The sequence below is a fragment of the Polynucleobacter sinensis genome (genome assembly GCF_001595985.1).
GTDB classification, from domain to species: Bacteria; Pseudomonadota; Gammaproteobacteria; order Burkholderiales; family Burkholderiaceae; genus Polynucleobacter; species Polynucleobacter sinensis.
In genome coordinates this window covers 262385-282439 of the sequence record NZ_LOJJ01000002.1, presented here as the reverse complement: position 1 = coordinate 282439, position 20055 = coordinate 262385, and the positions used below count along the sequence as shown (strand labels likewise).

Here is a 20055-nt window from a genome sequence, read left to right as displayed (position 1 = left end):
TTATGGTGCACCTGATTTTTTTATCTTTTCGCTGGGGGCTTGGAGAGATTCAGAGTCGACGTTTAAATACACCTCTAAGTGTGGTGTTGGTTAACTCAAGTAATCCGGTGGCGCCTAAACAAGCCAATAAATTAGCGCAAGCTGACTTGCATGGCGGCGGCACCAGTGTTCATCAAGATGCAACAGCAATACATCGAGCAAGATTAGGTGTGGATGCCCGCATTGAATTGCTTGAGAAGCAACAAAAGCAAATGTTAGCGAAGTTGGATGCTGAGCGCGCTCTTGCCGGAGGTCGGAAGAGTGGTGATGATCAAAAGGTGACTCAGCAATTAAATTCTTTGGAGGCCGAGTTAGCTAAACGACTGCAAATTAATGGACGAGAGCCCCGTCGCAAAGTATTGACTGGCGCTAGTACTAAGGCGGTTGCCTTTGCGCAATATTACGATGCTATGCGCCAAAAAATTGAAGCTTATGGAAGCGCTTTCTTCCCTCGCGTCAATGGCAGGCCTTTGTATGGAAGTCTGGTGATTGTAGTGAGTGTTGACGCTCAAGGCCGCATTGCCAATAATGCACAGGGGAAAGATGGCCTGAGTATTGGACGTAGTTCTGGGAACCCAGAGTTGGATAGGCAGGCTTTAGCGATTGTTCGAGCATCCGCTCCCTTTGGTCCATTTCCGGTAGAGATGGCCAAGCAAATTGATATTCTGGACTGGATTTCTACTTTTGAATTCGCAAGAGAGGGTTCAGATCGTCTGGAATTAAGACGTTAATCTGATTTAATAACGACGAGTCAATTTGGCTTATCCTGTACTGAATATGAATACTCCGCAATCCCTCAATCTTCATACTGATCCTGCTGATTTTGCAGGGATCGATGTCTATGCGGTTGCTGGAAACCCGATTAATCACAGTAAATCTCCCTTAATTCATGCGCAGTTTGCGGCGCAGGCTCAACAAAAAATGCACTATGGCCGCTTACAGCCAGAACTCGGTGAGTTTAAGAATGTAGTTAAAAACTTTTTTGCCGCGGGTGGAAAGGGCATGAATGTCACCGTTCCATTTAAGTTGGATGCGCAGGAACTGGCTGATGTCTTAACTCCACGCGCTCAATTGGCGGGTGCAGTAAACACATTGCGCATTGAGGGCGGGAAAATCTTTGGTGACAATACCGATGGAGCAGGCTTGGTGCGTGATTTATTGGCGCAAGGAATCGCCCTCCATGGGGCGCGTATATTGCTTTTGGGTGCAGGTGGCGCAGCCCGCGGTGTGATTGGACCCTTATTGGAGCACGCCCCCAAGTGCTTGGTGATAGCCAATCGATCGAGCGCAAAAGCTGATGAATTAGTGGGACTCTTTGCTGGACTTGCTGCTGCTAATCAGGTTACGCTGGAGTCCCGCGCAATGGCTCAGCTAGAGGATTCTGTAATCACTTCACATGCTTTTGATTTGGTCATCAATGCAACTGCCGCGGGTCTAGGTGATGAATCGCCAATCAGTAATTTAGCAGCGGATAAGATATTTACACCCAAATCGTTTGCTTATGAAATGGTCTACGGTAAACCCACTGCATTTATGCAGCAGGCCCTATATCGAGGTGCTCGTGTAAGCGACGGTTTGGGGATGTTGGTAGAGCAAGCTGCGGATGCGTTTTTAATCTGGCGCGGTACAGAGTTAAGTCAATCAATTGATCCGCGCGCCGTATTGGCGGAACTTCGTAGCGCCTAGTTCAAAAGCGAACTTCGATGCGCTGGCTTCGATATTTTCTGAAATGTTTGTTAGGTGGTTTCATCGCCATGCAAATTTATTTCATTATTCAGGTGGGTATTTGGGCAGTTGTTAATCCAGGAAGCACTTCGTTTCAGCGGGCGGAACGCTGGCGTCTTTGCGGTTTGAATTGGTCTTGCCCAATTCAGTCAACCTGGGTTCCTTATGAAAAAATTTCTGTCAATGTGAAGCGCGCTGTTTTAGTCAGCGAAGACGATATCTTCTTTCAGCACCAGGGGGTGCGCTTAGAAGATATGCGCAAGGCCTGGGAAAAGAATCAGCGCCAACAGTCTGGCTCACCAAAATCGAATACCGCCTTGCGCGGCGGCTCCACAATTACCCAGCAGTTGGCTAAGAATCTATTTTTGTCCTCAGAGCAAAACTACTTTCGTAAGGGGCAGGAACTCATCATTACAGCTTTACTCGAGACAATGCTCTCCAAGGAGCGTCTTTATGAAATCTATTTGAACTCGGTGGAGTGGGGCGAGGGAATCTTTGGTATTGGTGCTGCATCTGAGCACTATTACGGCATTAAGCCAGCACTTCTGAGTCGTGAGCAGGCTGCAGCATTAGCTTCTGCCTTACCTGCGCCAAAGTGTTTTGATAAAGCCCAGTACTGCCGCAAGGCTAATATTCATTTCCCTACTCGCCAAGACTTCATTCTAGAAAATATGGATCGGGTGGCTTTGGTGCCAACTCTGAAACCAAAGGCCCGTTAATTCTGTAAAACACTGTTATTTACTGGCCGCAGTCCTTAACACATCTCTAGTGTTGATAGCCACTTTTCTAGCAGCCTGCGCAAAATCATTGCCTGCGCTTGCATATAAGATGGCTCTGGAGGAGTTGATCATCATTCCGGTACCCGGATGATTGGGAATGTTGCCTGCTTTTACGGTGGCATCAATATCACCCCCTTGAGCTCCGATGCCGGGAATGAGTAAAGGCATACTGCCAACAATCGAGCGTACCTTAGCAATCTCTTCTGGGAAGGTGGCACCTACTACCAGGCTGAGCTGTCCGGATGCATTCCATTGTTGCGCAGCCAACTTTGCGACATGAAGATAGAGCGGTTCACCATTTGGCGATACTTGAAGAAACTGTAGATCGGAGCCACCAGGGTTTGAGGTGCGGCATAAAACAATTACCCCTTTGCCAGCATGCTTAAGGTAAGGCTCGATAGTGTCAAAGCCCATATAGGGGTTGACGGTAACTGCATCCGCTCCATAGCGCTCAAAAGCCTCGAGGGCGTAGTGGTCGGCGGTACTGCCAATATCCCCGCGCTTAGAGTCAAGGATGACGGGGATATGGGGGTATTGATTTTTAAGGTAGCGGGTGAGCTTTTCCAGTTGAGCCTCAGCCCTTTGGGATGCGAAATAGGCAAATTGAGGCTTGAAGGAACAGACTAGATCTGCGGTCGCATCAGCAATTTCTCGGCAAAACTCAAAAATACCGTCCGGCTTGCCTTGAAAGGCTTCGGGTAGGCGCTTAGGGTCTGGGTCAAAGCCCACACACAACATACTGCCTTGGGAAGCCCATGCAGACTGGAGTTGCTGGGTAAAGGTATTTGAGCTGGAGTTCATTGGATTTGGGCTTATTTTCGTGAAACTGTCATGTTCTATAGGATAAACTAGCGCACATTCCTTAGGAGTTCACCATGATCAACTTGTTCGTCCTGCAAAATGGCCGCCTCTCTCAAGAGCAAGTGGAAGATCGCAATGAATTGTTGCAATACTCAAATCCAATCTGGATCGATGTAGTAGATCCAGAGGAGGAAGAGCTCGTCTGGATTAAAGAGGCCTTCGGTGTGCTTCTACCTGAATTAGATGATTTGGGTGACCTTGAGGCGTCTGCGCGTTATTTCGAGGCTGATGATGGCCATCTTCATATCCGTACCGATTTCTTGTTAGATGAAGAAGAGACCTCGCGTAACGTGCGAGTCGCTTTTGTGATGACCAAGCAGGTCTTATTCTCGATTCATGATGAGGATTTACCAGTCTTTCGCTTAGTACGTTTACGTGCGCGTTTGCGTCCAGGTTCAGTAAGCAATGCAAAGGATGTTTTGTTAGATCTTTATTCAACCGATGCTGAGTATTCCGCTGATGCGTTAGAAGAGGTTTATGAGAATCTCGAGCAGGCTGGTAAGCGAGTACTTCAAGACGACATTACTGATAATGATGCGGAAGAAGTGCTTGAGACTATCGCTAAGGAAGAGGATACAAACGGACGTATTCGTCGCAATGTAATGGATACACGCCGTGCATTGTCATTCCTAATGCGCAGCAAATTATTGTCTGATGAGCAGCAAGAAGAGGCTCGTCAGATTTTGCGGGATATTGATTCATTAGAAAACCATACCGCGTTCTTATTCGACAAGATCAACTTCTTAATGGATGCGACAGTGGGTTTTATTAACTTGAACCAAAGTAAGATTATTAAGATCTTCTCGGTGGTATCGGTTGCCTTAATGCCACCGACCTTATTGGCAAGCGTTTGGGGTATGAACTTCCGCTACATGCCTGAACTAGAGGAGACTTGGGGTTATCCAGTTGCCATCCTCTCGATGGTGATTTCAGCGATGATTCCGTTGTGGTACTTCCGTCACAAAGGTTGGTTGAGCTCGCGTTAACAGTTGCGCTTTGAGTGCTAAGCGTTTCTCGGTTTCAGTAGCTCCAAAAATTGAGAGAGTGCGTAATCGCGCGCTTGCTCGCGAACAGTTTGGCGATCCCCTTTAAAGTGCTTCGTTATGGTGAGGATTTCGCTAATATGCTCTTGACCACGTTCTTTAATCACCCAAGCAAAGCAAACGGTACCGACAGGTTTTTCTGCAGAGCCACCGCTGGGTCCTGCAATCCCAGTGATCGAGATTGCGGTATCCACTTTGGCATTGTTGAGAGCTCCTAATGCCATGGCTCTAGCCACTTCCTCACTCACCGCTCCAAATGATTGGATCGTTTCTATAGGGACATCTAAGCATTTCGTTTTAGCTTCATTGCTGTACGTAATGTAGCCACGTTCAAACCAATCACTGGAGCCAGCTAGATCGGTCAGGCTGGCGCATACCAAGCCACCTGTGCAAGACTCAGCCAGTGCGACTTTCCAGCCTCGACCGAGTAAGACATTAGCGATTGCTTTTGCATGCTCGTGTTGCGGATCAATATTATTTTTCATGAGAAATATTGGAGCCCAGTTTGTACGAGTGTCATTGTTAGAAGAGTAAAGAATGCAGCAGCAAAATCATCGGCAATGATCCCAAATCCTCGCCACAGAATTTCTGCAAGACTTGAGCGGGACGAGTGATGATTGCCTTCCGTATTTTTGAAGTAGCGATCAATCATCCCGATAGGCCCTGGTTTAGCAGCATCAAAGAAGCGGAAAAGTGCAAATGCAATTATTTGCATCCAGATATTGGTCGGCATGATCAGGCTCATCACTAGCCAGAAGGCCATGATTTCATCCCAAACAATTCCGCCAAAATCTTTTTTACCCAATTCTTCGCTGACCTGTCCACAGATCCAGCAGCCCAGCAACACTCCGCCTCCAATGACCCAAAGCAGTTCTTGGTTGCTTAAAAAATATTCGGCTATGAGATATGCCGCCCATGCCCAGAGCGTGCCTACTGTGCCAGGAGCGATTGGGGCAAGACCGCTACCAAAGCCAAATGCAATTACCCGACTTGGAGAGCTAAATACCCATTTGAAATTGGGCTTTACTGTGGACGCTTGTTGTTTGGGATTGTTCATGCGAAATGGTCAAAAGATTGGAGAAGCGCATCCGTTTCTGACTTTCCCAGTTGCAAGCCGTTGCTACCCATGAGTTTGATGTTTGGCAGGGTATTTTGCATTTGCAGTACTTTTCCAATACGGGTGAGGGAGATGTTTAGTTCAGTGGCAATGTTTTCAATCATCTCTCGCTTACCTATTGGTGCTGTAAAGCACAATTCATAATCATCTCCACCGCAGGCAGCATATTGATTTTGCAGTAGAGCACTTTGTTTTAAAAGTGTTGGCGATTTGGGAATATCGTTGAGGAAGACTTCGGCATCTCTGTTGGATTGTTTGAGGATATGCTTTAAGTCACCCAATAGCCCATCGGATATATCTAGTGCTGAGCTGGCAATCTCTCTCAAGGCGATGCCTAATTCAATTCTAGGTGTGGGTTGGTGCAGGCGCGCCTCAATCATTTGAAGATCACCCGAAGGTAATTTAATTTCATGACGCAGTGCAGCAAGCGCAAGTCTGGCATCACCGACATTTCCTGAAATCCAAATATCGTCATTCTCCAATGCCCCTGATCTTCGAATGGCTTTTCCATTGGGTACGCTACCAAACGCTGTAATACAAATATTTAAGGGGCCCGCGGTAGTGTCTCCACCGATGAGGGGGCAGTTGTAGTGATTTGCAATCGCAAATAAGCCATTACTGAACGCCTCAAGCCATGCCGCATTTGCTTGGGGTAGCGAGAGGGCCAGAGTAAAGCCGAGGGGCTTGGCGCCCATTGCTGCAAGGTCTGAGAGGTTAACGGCCAAGGCTTTCCAGCCGAGCCACAAGGGATTTGCGCCGACAAAAAAATGTCTTCCCTCAACCAGCATATCGCTCGTGATTGCAATTTCTTCGTTTGGAGCGGTTTTTAATAGAGCGCAATCATCGCCAATTCCCAGGGCAATGGAGTGAGGGTCTTTGGTAAGCATGGATTCCGACTGCGTTTTAAAAAAACGTTGAATTAAGTCGAATTCACCTAAGCGCTGAGATTGAGAATACATACCCTATTTTATGGCTCTTGGAAGTCTTACATCCGAGAGGAATAGAATTGGAGGCTTGAATACGTCTTATTAATGAGTGAACTGATGAGCAAACCAACTTCTAGCAGCAAAGAACAGCAAATAGCGGATTTAAGAGCGGCCGCTCTCCACTATCACGAGTTTCCAGTTCCAGGAAAAATCGAAATTGCTCCCACCAAACAGCTAACCAATCAGCGAGACCTAGCTTTAGCTTATACGCCTGGTGTAGCAGCGGCATGTGAAGAGATCGCGAAAGATCCCGCGAATGCATTCCGCTACACCGCGCGCGGTAATTTAGTGGGCGTGATTACTAACGGTACCGCGGTACTGGGCTTGGGAAATATTGGGCCATTGGCTAGTAAGCCAGTGATGGAAGGAAAGGCTGTTCTATTTAAGAAGTTTGCTGGTATCGATGTTTTTGATATTGAAGTCAATGAAAACGATCCAGATAAGTTGGTTGAAATTATCGCAGCGCTCGAGCCCACTTTTGGCGGCATCAACTTAGAAGATATTAAGGCGCCAGATTGCTTTGTAGTCGAGCGCAAGTTGCAGGCGCGAATGAAGATTCCAGTCTTTCATGATGACCAGCATGGAACTGCGATTGTAGTTGCCGCTGCTATCTTGAATGGTTTAAAAGTGGTTGGCAAAGATGTGGGCAATGTGAAGTTGGTGACATCAGGTGCTGGCGCTGCTGCATTGGCCTGTTTGGATTTATTAGTTGATCTTGGTATTCCACGTAAAAATATTTGGGTAACAGATTTGGCCGGTGTGGCTTATAAGGGCCGTAAAGAATTGATGGATCCAGAGAAGGAGCCATTCTGCCAAGAAACCGACTTACGCACTTTGGACCAAGTGATTGAGGGCGCTGATATTTTCTTAGGTCTTTCCGCTGGTGGCGTTCTAAAGCAAGATATGGTCAAGAGGATGGCGGATAAGCCATTGATTTATGCCTTAGCAAATCCAACGCCAGAGATTCTGCCTGAGGAAGTAAAAGAAGTTCGTCCCGACGCTGTCATGGCCACTGGTCGTACTGATTATCCAAACCAAGTAAACAATGTGTTGTGCTTTCCATTCATCTTCCGTGGCGCGTTAGACGTAGGTGCCACTACGATTACTCGAGGCATGGAAGTTGCTGCTGTTAAGGCTGTTGCTGAACTGGCTCAAGCTGAACAAAGCGAAGTAGTGACCTCGGTTTATGGCATTGAGAACCTCTCCTTTGGTCCAGAGTATTTAATTCCAAAACCATTTGATCCGCGTTTAATTACTGTGATCGCGCCTGCGGTAGCTCAAGCAGCAATGGATGATGGCGTAGCGCAACGTCCAATTAAGGACTTTGATGCTTATCGTAACCAGTTACAACAATTTGTCTATCACTCCGGTACTTTGATGAAGCCATTGTTTAGCATTGCTAAACGTGTGCCCGCAGCTCAGAAGCGGATTGTATTTGCTGAGGGTGAAGATGAGCGCGTATTGCGCGCTGTACAAATTATTATTGACGAGCATCTGGCTACTCCAATTCTGATTGGTCGCCCAGCAGTCATCGAGCATCGCATAGGTAAATTTGGTTTACGCATCAAAGCAGGCGAAGATTTTGAAATTGTGAATCCGGAAAATGATTCTCGTTACCGTGATTTCTGGCAAAGCTACTTAGCATTGACTGAGCGCAAGGGTGTTACAGAATCCTTTGCCAAACTAGAAATGCGTCGTCGTAATAGCTTGATTGGTTCAGTCATGATTAGTAAGGGCATGGCTGATGGCATGATTTGCGGAACGGTTGGAAATTCTGCAACCCATCTGAAATATATCGATGAAGTAGTCGGTCGAGAGCCTGGTGCCAATGTTTATGGCGCCATGTCTGGTTTGATCTTGCCAGGCCGCCAAGTATTTTTGGTTGATACCCATGTGAACATTGATCCAACCGCTGAGCAGTTGACTGAACTGACCTTAATGGCTGCAAGCGAAATGCGCAAATTAGGCCTAGCTCCAAAGGTGGCGCTCTTGTCGCATTCAAATTTTGGGTCGAGTAGCGCACCTTCAGCAGTCAAAATGCGTGAAGTGTTGGCTTTGATTCAAAAAGCGGATCCTACGCTTGAGGTTGACGGCGAGATGCATGGTGACAGCGCTTTAGATGCAACTATTCGAGCTGGCGCTGTGACATCTTCACCATTGAAGGGTGATGCAAATTTATTGGTCTTGCCAAATATCGATGCAGCGAATATTTCTTATAACCTGCTTAAGACTGCAGCAGGTAACGGAATTGCAATTGGGCCGCTACTGTTAGGTGTTGCTAAACCGATTCACATTCTGACTCCAGCAGCAACGGTTCGCCGGATTGTGAATGTCACCACTTTGGCAGTGGTAGAGGCCGCCAGTAATGCTAGAGGCATCGCTTAATCGGTAAATGAGTGCTTTTATTTATGTTAGTTAGCAATAACTAACATAAATAATTACTATACAAATCAATAGTTTAGACAAAAAGTACTCTAATTGGGCTTGATTTGATGGCGTGTTAAGGGTAACCTAGCACCCATCATGAATAATCGCTCTGAAAACAGCACTACCGGATTCGAAGAACACAGTCGCGCTGAAAGTTGGGATAGTAATGATCGACTTGAAACTGAGTCATCTGCAGCCAACATCTATGCCGAGGGTGGTTTATCTCGCTTACAAACCTATGCAGCAAATCAAGTTTCGGGAAAAAAAGTGACAGCTTCTTGGCGTGCCGCTTTGGCCGTTCGCGATGCCGGACCGCCGGCAATGTTGCGCAGTGTGCGCCCTAATATCGTCCAATCAATTCGCGCTTTCCGCACTCCTGATTTGCAGGAAGCGGCGACAGAGCTTGGTCAGCACTTCATTTATGCCAATTGCTCTAATGCAATGACTAAAGGTGAGGTTTTAGAGGCGATTGCGATTGCATACACCTTTACAAAGCAACAGGCTAAGAATTTTGATCCTTTATTAGATGCCTTAACTACAACTGTAGATAAATCTGGCCCACAGCCTGGTTTTGTTGTGGTCTTAGAAGGCTTGCCTTGTACTCAAAAGTTTGACAAAGAGGCTCGCGAAACGCTTTTAGATGTTTTCCGAGATGCAGTGGACTTTTGGTCAGAGCGTCGCACGCCATACCGCGTGTTTTACTCCTTTGCATAAGTAGCGAACTTAGCAGGAAGCATGTCGGTAAAAAGCGCCTCAATTAGAGGCGCTTTTGTATTTCTGGATCCCAAATACTATGGACGGCGGTAATTGCTACGACTCCGGCCGTCTCAGTGCGCAAGACTCGATCTCCTAAAGAGACGATTTGGTAGCCCGCCGCTTCTGCCATTGCTTCTTCTTCGGGCGAGTGGCCTCCCTCTGGTCCAATCATCAAAATCACATCTTGTGGCGGAGTATTGATCAAGATGGAATATAGACTTTTGTCGGTATCAGGGCTTAAAAGTAGCTTAAGTTCCGCTTTTTGCTGCTTTTGTAGGTATTTATCAAAAACCTGTATTGGTTCTACTGTTGCAAGGACAGTTCTGTCACATTGCTCGCAGGCTGCTTGAACAATCGCCTCCCAATGAGAAACGCGTTTCTGAGCCCTCTCTAGATCGTTAGGGCGGGTTAATTTAATAACTGAACGTTCGCATTGTAGGGGTGCAATGACCTGTGCACCGGTCTCAATAGCCTTTTCAACAATCCAGTCCATCTTGTCGCCACCAGCGAGTCCTTGGGCTAAGGTAATCGTATAGGGGCTCTCTCGGTGGGTATCAGGGCGAATATTACTCAATTGGGCCTCACCAGTCTTATTGCTCAGGGATAAGAGCTTTGCTTGTGCAATCTGCCCTTTTCCGTCGAAGATGGGGAAGAGGTCACCGACCTGAATCCGGCGTACTCGTAAATGGTGGACGAGCTCAGGGGGGAGGGTATTTGGCTTTTCGGTTTCCCACGGGCCGGGAAGATAAAATTGGGGCATTACTGAAATATAGCTAATTTATTTTCCTCGAGACCAAAATTACGATGTCAAATCTTCAAATTCGCATGGCTAACGCCATTCGCGCCCTATCCATGGATGCAGTTCAACAAGCCAATTCCGGTCACCCTGGAATGCCAATGGGTATGGCAGATATTGCAGTCGGTCTTTGGAATGAGCATTTGCAGCACAACCCAACTGATCCGCATTGGATCAATCGCGACCGCTTTGTTTTGTCTAACGGTCACGGATCGATGTTGTTGTATTCCTTATTGCATTTAACGGGCTATGACTTGCCGATTGGCGAGTTGAAAAATTTCCGACAATTACATAGCAAAACACCAGGGCACCCTGAGTATGGAATTACTGCAGGTGTGGAAACAACCACCGGCCCTTTGGGTCAAGGTATTTCAAATGCAGTAGGTATGGCACTTGCTGAAAAATTATTGGCAGAAGAATTTAATCGTCCTGGCCATCAAATTGTCGACCACTACACCTATGTATTTTTAGGTGATGGTTGTTTGATGGAAGGCATCAGTCATGAGGTGTGTTCATTAGCAGGCACACTCAAGCTCAATAAATTAATCGCCTTGTGGGATGACAATGGCATCTCAATTGATGGCAAAGTTGTTTCTTGGTTTAATGAAGACACACCGAAGCGTTTTGAAGCTTATGGCTGGAATGTCATCCGTGATGTGGATGGCCACGATGCCGAGGCGGTATCAAGTGCGATTGCAAAAGCGAAGAAGAGTGATAAGCCAAGTTTAATTTGCTGTAAAACTGCAATTGGTCAAGGCTCTCCTAATATGGCGGGTAGCGATAAGGTGCATGGCTCACCATTGGGCGCAGCGGAAATTGCTGCAACTCGTGTGGCGTTGAACTGGCCCTACGCTCCTTTTGAAATCCCCAAGGACATTTATGAGGCTTGGGACTTTAAGAAGCGCGGTCAAGCTGCCGAACATGAGTGGAATAAAGAATTCCAGGCGTACAAAAATAAATATCCAGAACTTGCTTCTGAATTGCAGCGTCGTATGCAAGGAGATTTGTCGAAAGATTTTTCATCAACGCTCGACACCTATCTCAAGACTTGTCAGTCTAAAGCGGAAACTATTGCGACTCGTAAAGCAAGTCAAAATGCAATCGAAGCACTCGCTCCTGCATTGCCAGAGTTTATGGGCGGTTCTGCTGACTTAACGGGTTCGAACTTAACCAATTGGTCTGCATGCAAACCTGTGCGTGCTGATCAATGGGGTAATCACATTAATTACGGTGTGCGTGAGTTTGGTATGAGTGCCATCATGAATGGCATTGCTTTGCATGGTGGATACATTCCATTTGGCGGCACTTTCTTAACCTTCTCTGATTACAGCCGCAATGCATTGCGTATGGCTGCGTTGATGAAGTTACGTAGCATTTTTGTCTTTACACATGACTCGATTGGCTTGGGAGAGGATGGCCCTACTCATCAATCTGTTGAGCACGTAGCAAGCTTGCGCCTCATCCCCAATTTAATGGTCTGGCGTCCTTGCGACACTACAGAGAGTGCGGTTGCGTGGGGTGCGGCAGTGGAGCGCAAGCAGGGGCCAAGTGCACTCATCTTTAGTCGTCAGAATTGTCCATTTGTTTCGCGTAATAGTCAGCAGATTAAAGACATTGCTCGCGGTGGCTATGTATTGCGTGATCCAAAGAAAGCAAAAATAGATGCAGTGATTATTGCCACTGGTTCAGAAATTGCCTTGGCATTGCAAACAGCCGAGCGCTTGGAAGTTGAAGGTTTGGGTGTTCGCGTCGTATCAATGCCATCTACTACGGTATTTGATCAACAAGATGTAGCATATAAAACAAAAGTATTGCCTGCCAATATTCCTCGCGTTGCTGTTGAAGCGGGCGTCAGTGATTTCTGGTGGAAGTATGGCTGTGCAGCTGTGCATGGTGTTGATACCTTTGGTGAGTCAGCACCAGCGCCGCAGTTATATGAGTATTTTGGTTTAACGGTGGATCAAATTGCCAAGACAGTAAAGCAATGCATCGCCAAGAAATAAATTCAATATTAGCAAGGGGAATGGAATGACAATTCGTGTCGCAATTAATGGTTATGGTCGTATTGGACGTATGGTGTTACGTGCTTTATACGAAGATCAAGTCAATGGCAAACCAAGACGAGATATCAAAATCGTCGCAATTAATGCCATGGGTGATATCGATATCAACGCCCACCTCACGCAATATGATTCTGCGCATGGTCGCTTCCCTGCTGAAGTCAAAGTAGATGGTGATTGCATGGTAGTGAATGGCGATCGCATTAAGATGTTCTCTACACGTAATCCTTTGGAGACTCCTTGGGGAGAGCTGGGTGTTGATTTAGTTTTAGAGTGTTCAGGCAAGTTCACCTCTAAAGAAAAAGCGATGGTGCATATTTCTCAGGGTGCGAAAAAGGTCTTGATCTCGGCTCCTGGTGAGAAAGATGTGGATGCGACGATTGTTTACGGTGTTAATCAACAGGTGCTTAAGCCTAGCGACATCGTGGTTTCTAATGCTAGCTGTACAACGAACTGTTTAGCGCCACTAGTTAAACCTTTGTTGGAGAAGATTGGCATTGAGTCTGGCTTGATGACAACCATTCATGCTTTTACTAATGATCAAGTATTAACTGACGTGTATCACAAAGATATGCGCCGTGCGCGCTCTGCTGTGACCAGTATGATTCCTACTAAGACTGGCGCTGCAAAAGCAGTTGGTTTGGTATTGCCCGCATTGGCTGGGCGCTTTGATGGTTTTGCAATGCGCGTTCCAGTGATTAACGTTTCTGTGGTGGATTTAACTTTTGCCGCTAGTCGTGCGACTAGTGTGGATGAAGTGAATTCCATCCTCAAAGCAGCTAGCGAGGGAGAGTTGAAGGGTATTTTGGGTTTCAATACCTTGCCTTTGGTTTCGATCGACTTTAATCATGATCCTCGTCCAAGTATTTATGATGCTTCCCAGACGCGCGTTTCAGCAGATGGCAAGCTTGTGAAGGTATTGGCCTGGTATGACAACGAGTGGGGCTACTCAGTCCAGATGCTCAATGCTGCCGAAGCACTAATGGCCGTTAAGTAGGACTTGTAAAGCAGGGGGCAGGATTTTTTTGATTAAATATCGCTAAATTACTGCTTTTTATGCAAAAAAGACCTCAATTGAGGTCTTTTTTCATTATCTTCACTAAAAATCAGGATTTTTTATTACGACAATTCTTCTTTTGGCAGTGGCCGTACATCGCCAAAGAATGCTCCTGGAGCGCAAAACCCAGGTTTTTAGCGATATCCCGCTGCCGCTTTTCGATTGCCTCATCAACAAATTCCTCAACATGCCCGCAATCTAGGCAAACGAGGTGGTCATGGTGTTGACCCTCATTAAGTTCGTAAATAGCCCGGCTATCCCCTTTGCTGGACTCAAAATGGCTACGCAATAACAGCCCTGCTTGCTCAAACTGGGTCAGCACTCGATAAACCGTTGCTAAACCAATTTCCTTGTCGTCTTTGGCTAGCGCCATAAAGACATCTTCTGCGCTGAAGTGGGTACCACCATTTTGATGAAAAAAGTCCAATATTTTCATGCGGGGACCAGTGGCTTTTAGGCCAATATCGCGTAAATCTGCAGGAGTGGGGTTTTGGTTCATATTCATGGGTTTGCGAGCTAAAATCAATGTCTTAATGATACGGCCTGCCATGCAAAATTGCCTCCAACTTTTTATGAGTTATTTCCATTCCATTTTTGGGGTTTTTCGTCATGTCCGCGTAGGTCTGGTGATTGCTTCGGTCGGGGGGCTCATGGTGGTCACCGGATGCACAAGCGCAGTAGATGAAACTCAGCGCGCGTGGATGAATAAGGTTTTTCAACCTTATGTGCCAGATGTGGTGCAGGGCAACTTTATTTCAAGCGAGCAGTACGCCAAATTACAAGTTGGACAAAGTCGTGAGCAGGTTCGTCAGATCTTAGGAACGCCACTATTGGCTAGTTACTTCCACGCCAATCGCTGGGACTACGTGTTTGAATTTAAGCGTGCAGGTCGACCCATCGGTAAAGAGCGTCGTGTGACGGTATTTTTCGAGGGCGATAAGTTGGTGAAGTTCCAAGGTGATGCTTTGCCAACCGAAATTGAGCTAGTAGCTGAAATTGATGGCTATGCCAAATCAAAGAGATCTTTTTGGGATGTTATGACTGGGTCGAATAAGCCGCCTGTAACGCCACCTCTTCAACAGCCCGAGTTATTAGTGCCTAGCCCAACAGATAATTTACCGGTTGGTGCATCCGCTCCAACTAGCGGAGCTGTCAGCACAAAATAAAAGGCATTGCCATTGATCGTGATGTGGCGATGATGTTTTTTAGGGTTTAAGAAATTCTCAATTTTTAAATAAGAAGTGATGAGTCAAATGATGAAAATCGCAATTGCCGGTGCAACCGGGCGTATGGGAAAAATGCTAATCGAGGCTGTCCTAAATAGTCCAGATACTCAATTGGTGGGTGCGCTAGAGCATAGTGCTTGCCCTCAGTTAGGCGAAGATGCCGGCGCATTCTTGGGTAAAAAAACTGGCGTTGTAATTACTGCTGATATTGCCAAGGTTTTGAGCGAAGCGGAATTTCTGATTGACTTTACGCGTCCAGAAGGCACGATGACCCATTTGGCGGCGGCACAAAAGACTGGTAGCAAAATGATCATTGGTACCACCGGTCTTAGCGCTGATCAAATTGATGGTCTTAAAAAGGCATCTACCAATTTAGCAATTGTTTTTGCTCCCAATATGAGCGTGGGCGTCAATGCAACTTTCAAGTTGTTAGAGATTGCTGCCAAAATGCTCAACGAAGGCTATGACATCGAAATTATTGAAGCCCATCATCGTCATAAGGTTGATGCACCTTCGGGTACGGCACTGAGAATGGGCGAAGTGATTGCTGACGCTCTTGGTGAAAAATTGGATGATGTCGCTGTATATGCTCGTGAAGGCCATACCGGCGAGCGTAAGGCGGGCTCCATTGGTTTTGCAACGATTCGTGGTGGGGATATTGTTGGTGACCACACCGTCTTATTCGCCGGTGAGGGCGAGCGCATTGAGATCAGCCATAAATCATCTAGCCGTCAGTCTTATGCCCAAGGAGCTTTGCGTGCAGCACGCTTCTTGAAAAACCAGAATTCTGGTTTATACGACATGCAAGATGTTCTTGGTTTACGCAAATAATTAACTAGTACAAATAGAAGAAAAGAGTTGTATTGAATGAGTAAGGATTACGACCACCGCAGTATTGAGGCGGCAGCGCGAGCTGATTGGGAGAGTGCGCAAGCTTATCGGGTAAGTGAGAACGCATTAGATGCATCGGGCAAACCTAGGCCAAAATATTACGCATGTTCTATGTTGCCTTATCCATCTGGAAAGTTGCATATGGGTCACGTGCGCAACTACACCATTAACGATGTGATGGCTCGGCAGTTACGTATGCAAGGCTATAACGTATTGATGCCAATGGGTTGGGATGCGTTTGGAATGCCGGCTGAGAATGCGGCTATTCAGAATAAAGTGCCACCAGCTCAATGGACCTACGACAACATTGCTTATATGAAAAAGCAAATGGCGGCGATGGGTCTAGCAATTGATTGGTCACGTGAAGTGGCAACCTGTAGCCCTGATTACTATCGTTGGAATCAATGGCTTTTCTTGAAGATGCTTGAAAAAGGTATTGCCTATCGCAAGACCCAAGTCGTCAATTGGGATCCAATTGACCAAACAGTCTTGGCAAATGAGCAGGTGATTGATGGGCGCGGTTGGCGCTCAGGCGCATTGGTTGAGAAGCGTGAAATTCCTGGTTACTACTTCAATATCACCGCGTATGCGGAGCAACTACTTTCTGGTTTGGATGGTTTGGGTTGGCCAGAGCGCGTCAAGACCATGCAGCAAAACTGGATTGGTAAAAGTCGTGGTGTGCGTTTCGCTTTTAAGCATGACATTAAAGATGTGCATGGTAATTTCATACAAGATGGTCAGTTATATGTTTTCACAACGCGTGCTGACACCATCATGGGCGTTACCTTTTGCGCTGTTGCTGCTGAGCATCCCTTAGCGGCACAGGCTGCGTTGAATAATCCGACTCTAGCAGCATTTATTGAGAAATGTAAAACGGGCAGTGTGATCGAGGCAGATCTAGCTACTCAGGAAAAAGAGGGCATGTTCACAGGTTTATATGTGACGCACCCGCTGACTAATGAGCCTGTGCCGGTATGGGTGGGTAACTATGTGTTGATGTCATACGGCGATGGCGCTGTGATGGGTGTGCCAGCACATGATGAGCGCGATTTTGCTTTTGCCCTCAAATACGATTTACCAATTAAGCAAGTGATTGCTTTGCGCTCACCTTCATCAATGTTCAACACGAGTCATTGGCAAGAATGGTATGCGCAAAAAGATGATGTGATATGTCTGAATAGCGGAAAGTATGATGGCATGTCTCACGAGGAGGCTGTTAATACTGTAGCTGCCGACTTGGAGAAAATGGGTATTGGCGAAATTAAAACGACTTATCGTTTGCGTGACTGGGGAATTTCTCGTCAACGTTATTGGGGTACGCCGATTCCGATTATTCACTGTGGAGATGAGCACAACTCAGGCTGTGGTGCAGTACCAGTTCCTGAGGCGGATTTGCCAGTGGTTTTGCCGGAAGATTGTGTGCCAGATGGTAGTGGCAATCCATTAAATAAGCGCTCTGATTTCTTAAATGTAAAGTGTCCAAAATGCGGCAAGCCTGCGCGTCGCGAAACCGACACCATGGATACCTTTGTAGATTCATCTTGGTATTTCATGCGCTATACCGGTTCAGATGCGAAGACGATGGTTGATGAGCGCAATGAGTACTGGATGCCGATGGATCAGTACATAGGCGGTATCGAGCATGCGATTTTGCATTTACTCTATGCGCGTTTCTGGACTAAGGTCATGCGCGATCTCAATCTCATCTCTTTTGATGAACCATTCCAAAATCTACTGACCCAAGGAATGGTTCTGAATGAAACGTATTACTCTGAAGAACCCTCCGGCAAAAAAACTTGGTTAAATCCTTTGGATATCGAGCTCGATCTAGATGAAAAAGGTCGGCCCCAAGGCGCCAAGATAAAGGGTGATACATCAGGTACACCGGTCATCATTGGTGGTGTGGAGAAGATGTCTAAGAGCAAGAACAATGGCGTTGATCCTCAAGCGCTGATTGATCAATACGGTGCTGATACTGCGCGCCTCTTTGTCATTTTTGCTGCCCCACCAGAGCAACAGCTTGAGTGGTCTGGTGCTGGTGTTGATGGCGCTTCTCGTTTCTTGCGTCGTGTGTGGATGTATTCAAGTAGTCAGGCTGATGCTATTCGTGTCGCTGACGAGGCATTGCCAGGGGATTTGAATGAAGCTGAAAAAGAATTGCGTCGTGAAGTGCATTCGATTTTGAAGCAGGCAAACTTTGACTACCAGCGTCGTCAGTACAACACAGTCGTATCTGCCGCAATGAAGATGCTCAATGTCTTGGAGCCCGTTAAGTTGGGTGGTGACACTGCAGTGCGACCAGCGGTATTACGCGAGTGTCTCAGTATTTTAGTGAGGGTTTTGTATCCGGTAGTTCCGCATCTGACTCATGCACTTTGGAAGGAAATGGGTTACGAGAAGGTCTTTGGATCCCTCTTGGATACTCCTTGGCCAGCAGTGGATGAGACTGCATTAGTGCAAACGGAATTAACCATCATGCTCCAAATTAACGGTAAGTTACGCGGCGAGGTTCGGGTGCCTGCAGATGCTAGCAAAGAGCAGATCGAGGCCTTGGCCTTGCAAAGTGAACCTGCGGTAAAAGCATTAAATGGGGGAGCGCCCAAAAAAGTGATTGTCGTTCCAGGTCGCTTGATTAATATTGTTGCTTAAATTACCTGACTACTTAAAAAGAAACTAAAGACATGAGCGTAAATTCCCTTCGACGTGCCATGCTTGGTTTGTTTGCTTTAGCCCCTATTGGCGGCTTGGTCGCTTGCGGATATCGTCTGCGTGGAATGGTGGATTTACCATTTAAGGTGATTACGATCACCGGCGTTCCTTCGCCTCCTTTGCGCACTGATTTGCAGACAGCAATTTTGACGGGTACTGATGCGAAGGTGGCGATTAATCCAAAAGAAGCTGATCTTATTTTAGATATTACGAGCGATCTTAATGGCCGCGAGATCCTTGCTTATAACGCTAAGGGTCAGGTATCCGCATATCGCTTGAATATGCGAGTTGGTTTTAGGGCCTACGATAATACTGGCGTCGATATAGTTCCTGAGGCTGAAATTTATATGACCCGAGATATGGATTTCTCGGTATCTACAGTTCTGGCAACAGATGTACAAATGCAGCAATTTCTATCATTAATGCGTAGAGATTTAGCTGTACAGATTTTGCGTCGGGTAGCCGCTTCGGCACGGGCCCCGCAGGTAAAAAGTTTTTAAGGGATTACGGTACGCGCATGGTTAAGAGCGATGCACTACAGACCCATTTGAAGTCTTGTAGCTCTGCGGCTTCGTTAAAGCCCCTCTATATTTTTAGTGGCGATGAGCCTCTGTTAATGATGGAAGCGATGGATCAGTTGCGTGCTATTGCCAAGAAATTGGGCTACACCGAGCGTGAGGTGCTCTTGCAAGAGCGCGGTTTTGATTGGAGTGCGCTACTCAATGCTGGACAAACTATGTCTTTATTTGGGGATAGGCGTTGGGTTGAATTACGAATTCCTACGGGTAAGCCAGGTCGCGATGGCGCTGAGGCCCTAAAACAATTCGCGGCTCAAATTGAGTCTCAAGCGATTAATTCCGATGGCCCCGATACGATTGTTTGCATCATCTTGCCTAAGTTAGATGGCAAGACAAAAACTTCAGCGTGGTTTACTGCCCTAGATCAGGCCGGAATGGCGATTCAATTAGATTCTTTGGATCGGACGCAATTACCACACTGGATTGCGGGACGTCTTAAGAAGCAGGGTCAAGAGGTGGAGGCAGGTCCTGAAGGTCAGCGTGCTTTGAGCTTTATTGCAGAGCAGGTGGAGGGAAACCTGATCGCGGCGCATCAAGAGATTCAAAAGTTGGGTTTACTGTATCCACAGGGAGTGCTAACGGAGGAACAAATCCGATCGGCAATTTTGAAAGTTGCTCGTTATAACGTATTTGAGTTAACGGAAGCGATGTTAGCCGGTGATGTATCGCGATTAAATCGCATGCTAGATGGCTTGAAGGGTGAGGGTGAGCCGCTCGTTTTGATTTTGTGGAGTGTTACAGAAGAGCTGCGGATACTGTCGAAATTGAAAGCTGCCAGTGATGCTGGCGAGCCGGTGCAGCAGTTAATGCGTGCCAATCGCATTTGGGGAAACAAAGAGCGCCTCTATCCACTAGCCTTAAGACGAGTACAGCCTTTGAGATTGCGTAGAGCTATGCAACTTGCTGCCGGATTGGATCGTCAAGTGAAGGGGTTGCATGTTGCGGATCTACCTGCTGACCCTTGGGATGGATTGCGTTTAGTGGGTAATTTGTTGCGCTAGGCGA

Annotated in this window: 19 protein-coding genes; 13 read left to right on the top strand and 6 right to left on the bottom strand. The window is 46.7% G+C overall.

Annotated features, from left to right (window positions below):
- The first annotated feature begins 2 nt into the window (after positions 1–2).
- Genes AOB49_RS03550 through mtgA form a run of 3 tightly spaced genes read left to right on the top strand, consistent with a single transcriptional unit; the run spans position 3 to position 2483 of the window.
- The gene (locus AOB49_RS03550; RefSeq protein WP_245640601.1) at positions 3–770 is read left to right on the top strand and encodes an energy transducer TonB family protein; all 768 of its coding nucleotides are present in this window, start codon (positions 3–5) and stop codon (positions 768–770) included.
- Positions 771–816: 46 nt separating this feature from the next.
- Positions 817–1725 carry a shikimate dehydrogenase gene (aroE, locus tag AOB49_RS03545; protein ID WP_062307992.1) on the top strand — a complete coding sequence of 303 codons (909 nt, stop codon included), beginning with the start codon at positions 817–819 and terminating at the stop codon, positions 1723–1725.
- 17 nt (positions 1726–1742) lie between these two features.
- A complete protein-coding gene (gene mtgA, locus AOB49_RS03540) occupies positions 1743–2483 on the top strand; it encodes a monofunctional biosynthetic peptidoglycan transglycosylase (protein WP_062307991.1) in 741 nt (246 codons plus the stop codon).
- Between the two features lie 15 nt (positions 2484–2498).
- Here the strand turns inward: mtgA and pyrF are convergent, their stop codons facing one another.
- Positions 2499–3344, bottom strand: a complete 846-nt coding sequence (gene pyrF, locus AOB49_RS03535; RefSeq protein WP_062307989.1) for an orotidine-5'-phosphate decarboxylase — start codon at positions 3342–3344, stop codon at positions 2499–2501.
- A gap of 74 nt (positions 3345–3418) precedes the next feature.
- Between pyrF and corA the strand changes: the two genes are divergently transcribed.
- Entirely contained in the window at positions 3419–4390 is a 972-nt protein-coding gene (corA, locus tag AOB49_RS03530) for a magnesium/cobalt transporter CorA (RefSeq protein ID WP_062307988.1), read from the top strand.
- Positions 4391–4407: 17 nt separating this feature from the next.
- Here corA and AOB49_RS03525 read toward each other — a convergent pair whose 3' ends face one another.
- Genes AOB49_RS03525 through thiL form a run of 3 tightly spaced genes read right to left on the bottom strand, consistent with a single transcriptional unit; the run spans position 4408 to position 6523 of the window.
- Positions 4408–4932 (bottom strand): CinA family protein, encoded by a 525-nt coding sequence (locus AOB49_RS03525; protein ID WP_062307987.1) that lies wholly within the window; start codon positions 4930–4932, stop codon positions 4408–4410.
- Positions 4929–5504: a phosphatidylglycerophosphatase A family protein gene (locus AOB49_RS03520; protein WP_062307985.1), complete on the bottom strand. Its 576-nt coding sequence runs from the start codon at positions 5502–5504 to the stop codon at positions 4929–4931. The genes AOB49_RS03525 and AOB49_RS03520 overlap by 4 nt, the downstream gene beginning before the upstream one ends.
- On the bottom strand, positions 5501–6523 hold the full coding sequence (gene thiL, locus AOB49_RS03515; RefSeq protein ID WP_062307984.1) for a thiamine-phosphate kinase: 1023 nt from the start codon (positions 6521–6523) through the stop codon (positions 5501–5503). Before thiL ends, AOB49_RS03520 begins: the two co-directional genes overlap by 4 nt.
- 84 nt (positions 6524–6607) lie before the next feature.
- On the opposite strand from thiL, the gene AOB49_RS03510 reads away from it, so the two are divergent.
- Positions 6608–8935 carry an NADP-dependent malic enzyme gene (locus tag AOB49_RS03510; protein WP_156471323.1) on the top strand — a complete coding sequence of 776 codons (2328 nt, stop codon included), beginning with the start codon at positions 6608–6610 and terminating at the stop codon, positions 8933–8935.
- Positions 8936–9073: 138 nt separating this feature from the next.
- Entirely contained in the window at positions 9074–9691 is a 618-nt protein-coding gene (locus AOB49_RS03505; protein WP_062307980.1) for a barstar family protein, read from the top strand.
- A gap of 43 nt (positions 9692–9734) precedes the next feature.
- On the opposite strand, the gene AOB49_RS03500 is transcribed toward AOB49_RS03505, so the two are convergent.
- Entirely contained in the window at positions 9735–10493 is a 759-nt protein-coding gene (locus AOB49_RS03500) for a 16S rRNA (uracil(1498)-N(3))-methyltransferase (protein ID WP_062307978.1), read from the bottom strand.
- Positions 10494–10537: 44 nt separating this feature from the next.
- Between AOB49_RS03500 and tkt the strand changes: the two genes are divergently transcribed.
- Together tkt and gap are read left to right on the top strand one after the other, a co-directional pair.
- A complete protein-coding gene (gene tkt, locus AOB49_RS03495; RefSeq protein WP_245640600.1) occupies positions 10538–12532 on the top strand; it encodes a transketolase in 1995 nt (664 codons plus the stop codon).
- A 25-nt stretch (positions 12533–12557) separates the two neighbouring features.
- Positions 12558–13586, top strand: coding sequence for a type I glyceraldehyde-3-phosphate dehydrogenase (gene gap / locus AOB49_RS03490; RefSeq protein WP_062307977.1), 1029 nt, complete (start codon positions 12558–12560; stop codon positions 13584–13586).
- A gap of 109 nt (positions 13587–13695) precedes the next feature.
- On the opposite strand, the gene fur is transcribed toward gap, so the two are convergent.
- A complete protein-coding gene (fur, locus tag AOB49_RS03485; protein ID WP_082784046.1) occupies positions 13696–14151 on the bottom strand; it encodes a ferric iron uptake transcriptional regulator in 456 nt (151 codons plus the stop codon).
- A gap of 67 nt (positions 14152–14218) precedes the next feature.
- Between fur and AOB49_RS03480 the strand changes: the two genes are divergently transcribed.
- From AOB49_RS03480 to holA, 5 genes are all read left to right on the top strand, one after another.
- A complete protein-coding gene (locus AOB49_RS03480; protein ID WP_245640599.1) occupies positions 14219–14812 on the top strand; it encodes an outer membrane protein assembly factor BamE in 594 nt (197 codons plus the stop codon).
- 90 nt (positions 14813–14902) lie between these two features.
- On the top strand, positions 14903–15703 hold the full coding sequence (gene dapB, locus AOB49_RS03475; protein WP_062308146.1) for a 4-hydroxy-tetrahydrodipicolinate reductase: 801 nt from the start codon (positions 14903–14905) through the stop codon (positions 15701–15703).
- Between the two features lie 36 nt (positions 15704–15739).
- Positions 15740–18412, top strand: a complete 2673-nt coding sequence (gene leuS, locus AOB49_RS03470) for a leucine--tRNA ligase (RefSeq protein WP_062307974.1) — start codon at positions 15740–15742, stop codon at positions 18410–18412.
- Positions 18413–18444: 32 nt separating this feature from the next.
- A complete protein-coding gene (locus AOB49_RS03465) occupies positions 18445–18972 on the top strand; it encodes an LPS-assembly lipoprotein LptE (RefSeq protein WP_062307972.1) in 528 nt (175 codons plus the stop codon).
- 17 nt (positions 18973–18989) lie between these two features.
- On the top strand, positions 18990–20051 hold the full coding sequence (holA, locus tag AOB49_RS03460) for a DNA polymerase III subunit delta (protein WP_062307969.1): 1062 nt from the start codon (positions 18990–18992) through the stop codon (positions 20049–20051).
- The last annotated feature ends 4 nt before the right edge of the window (positions 20052–20055 follow it).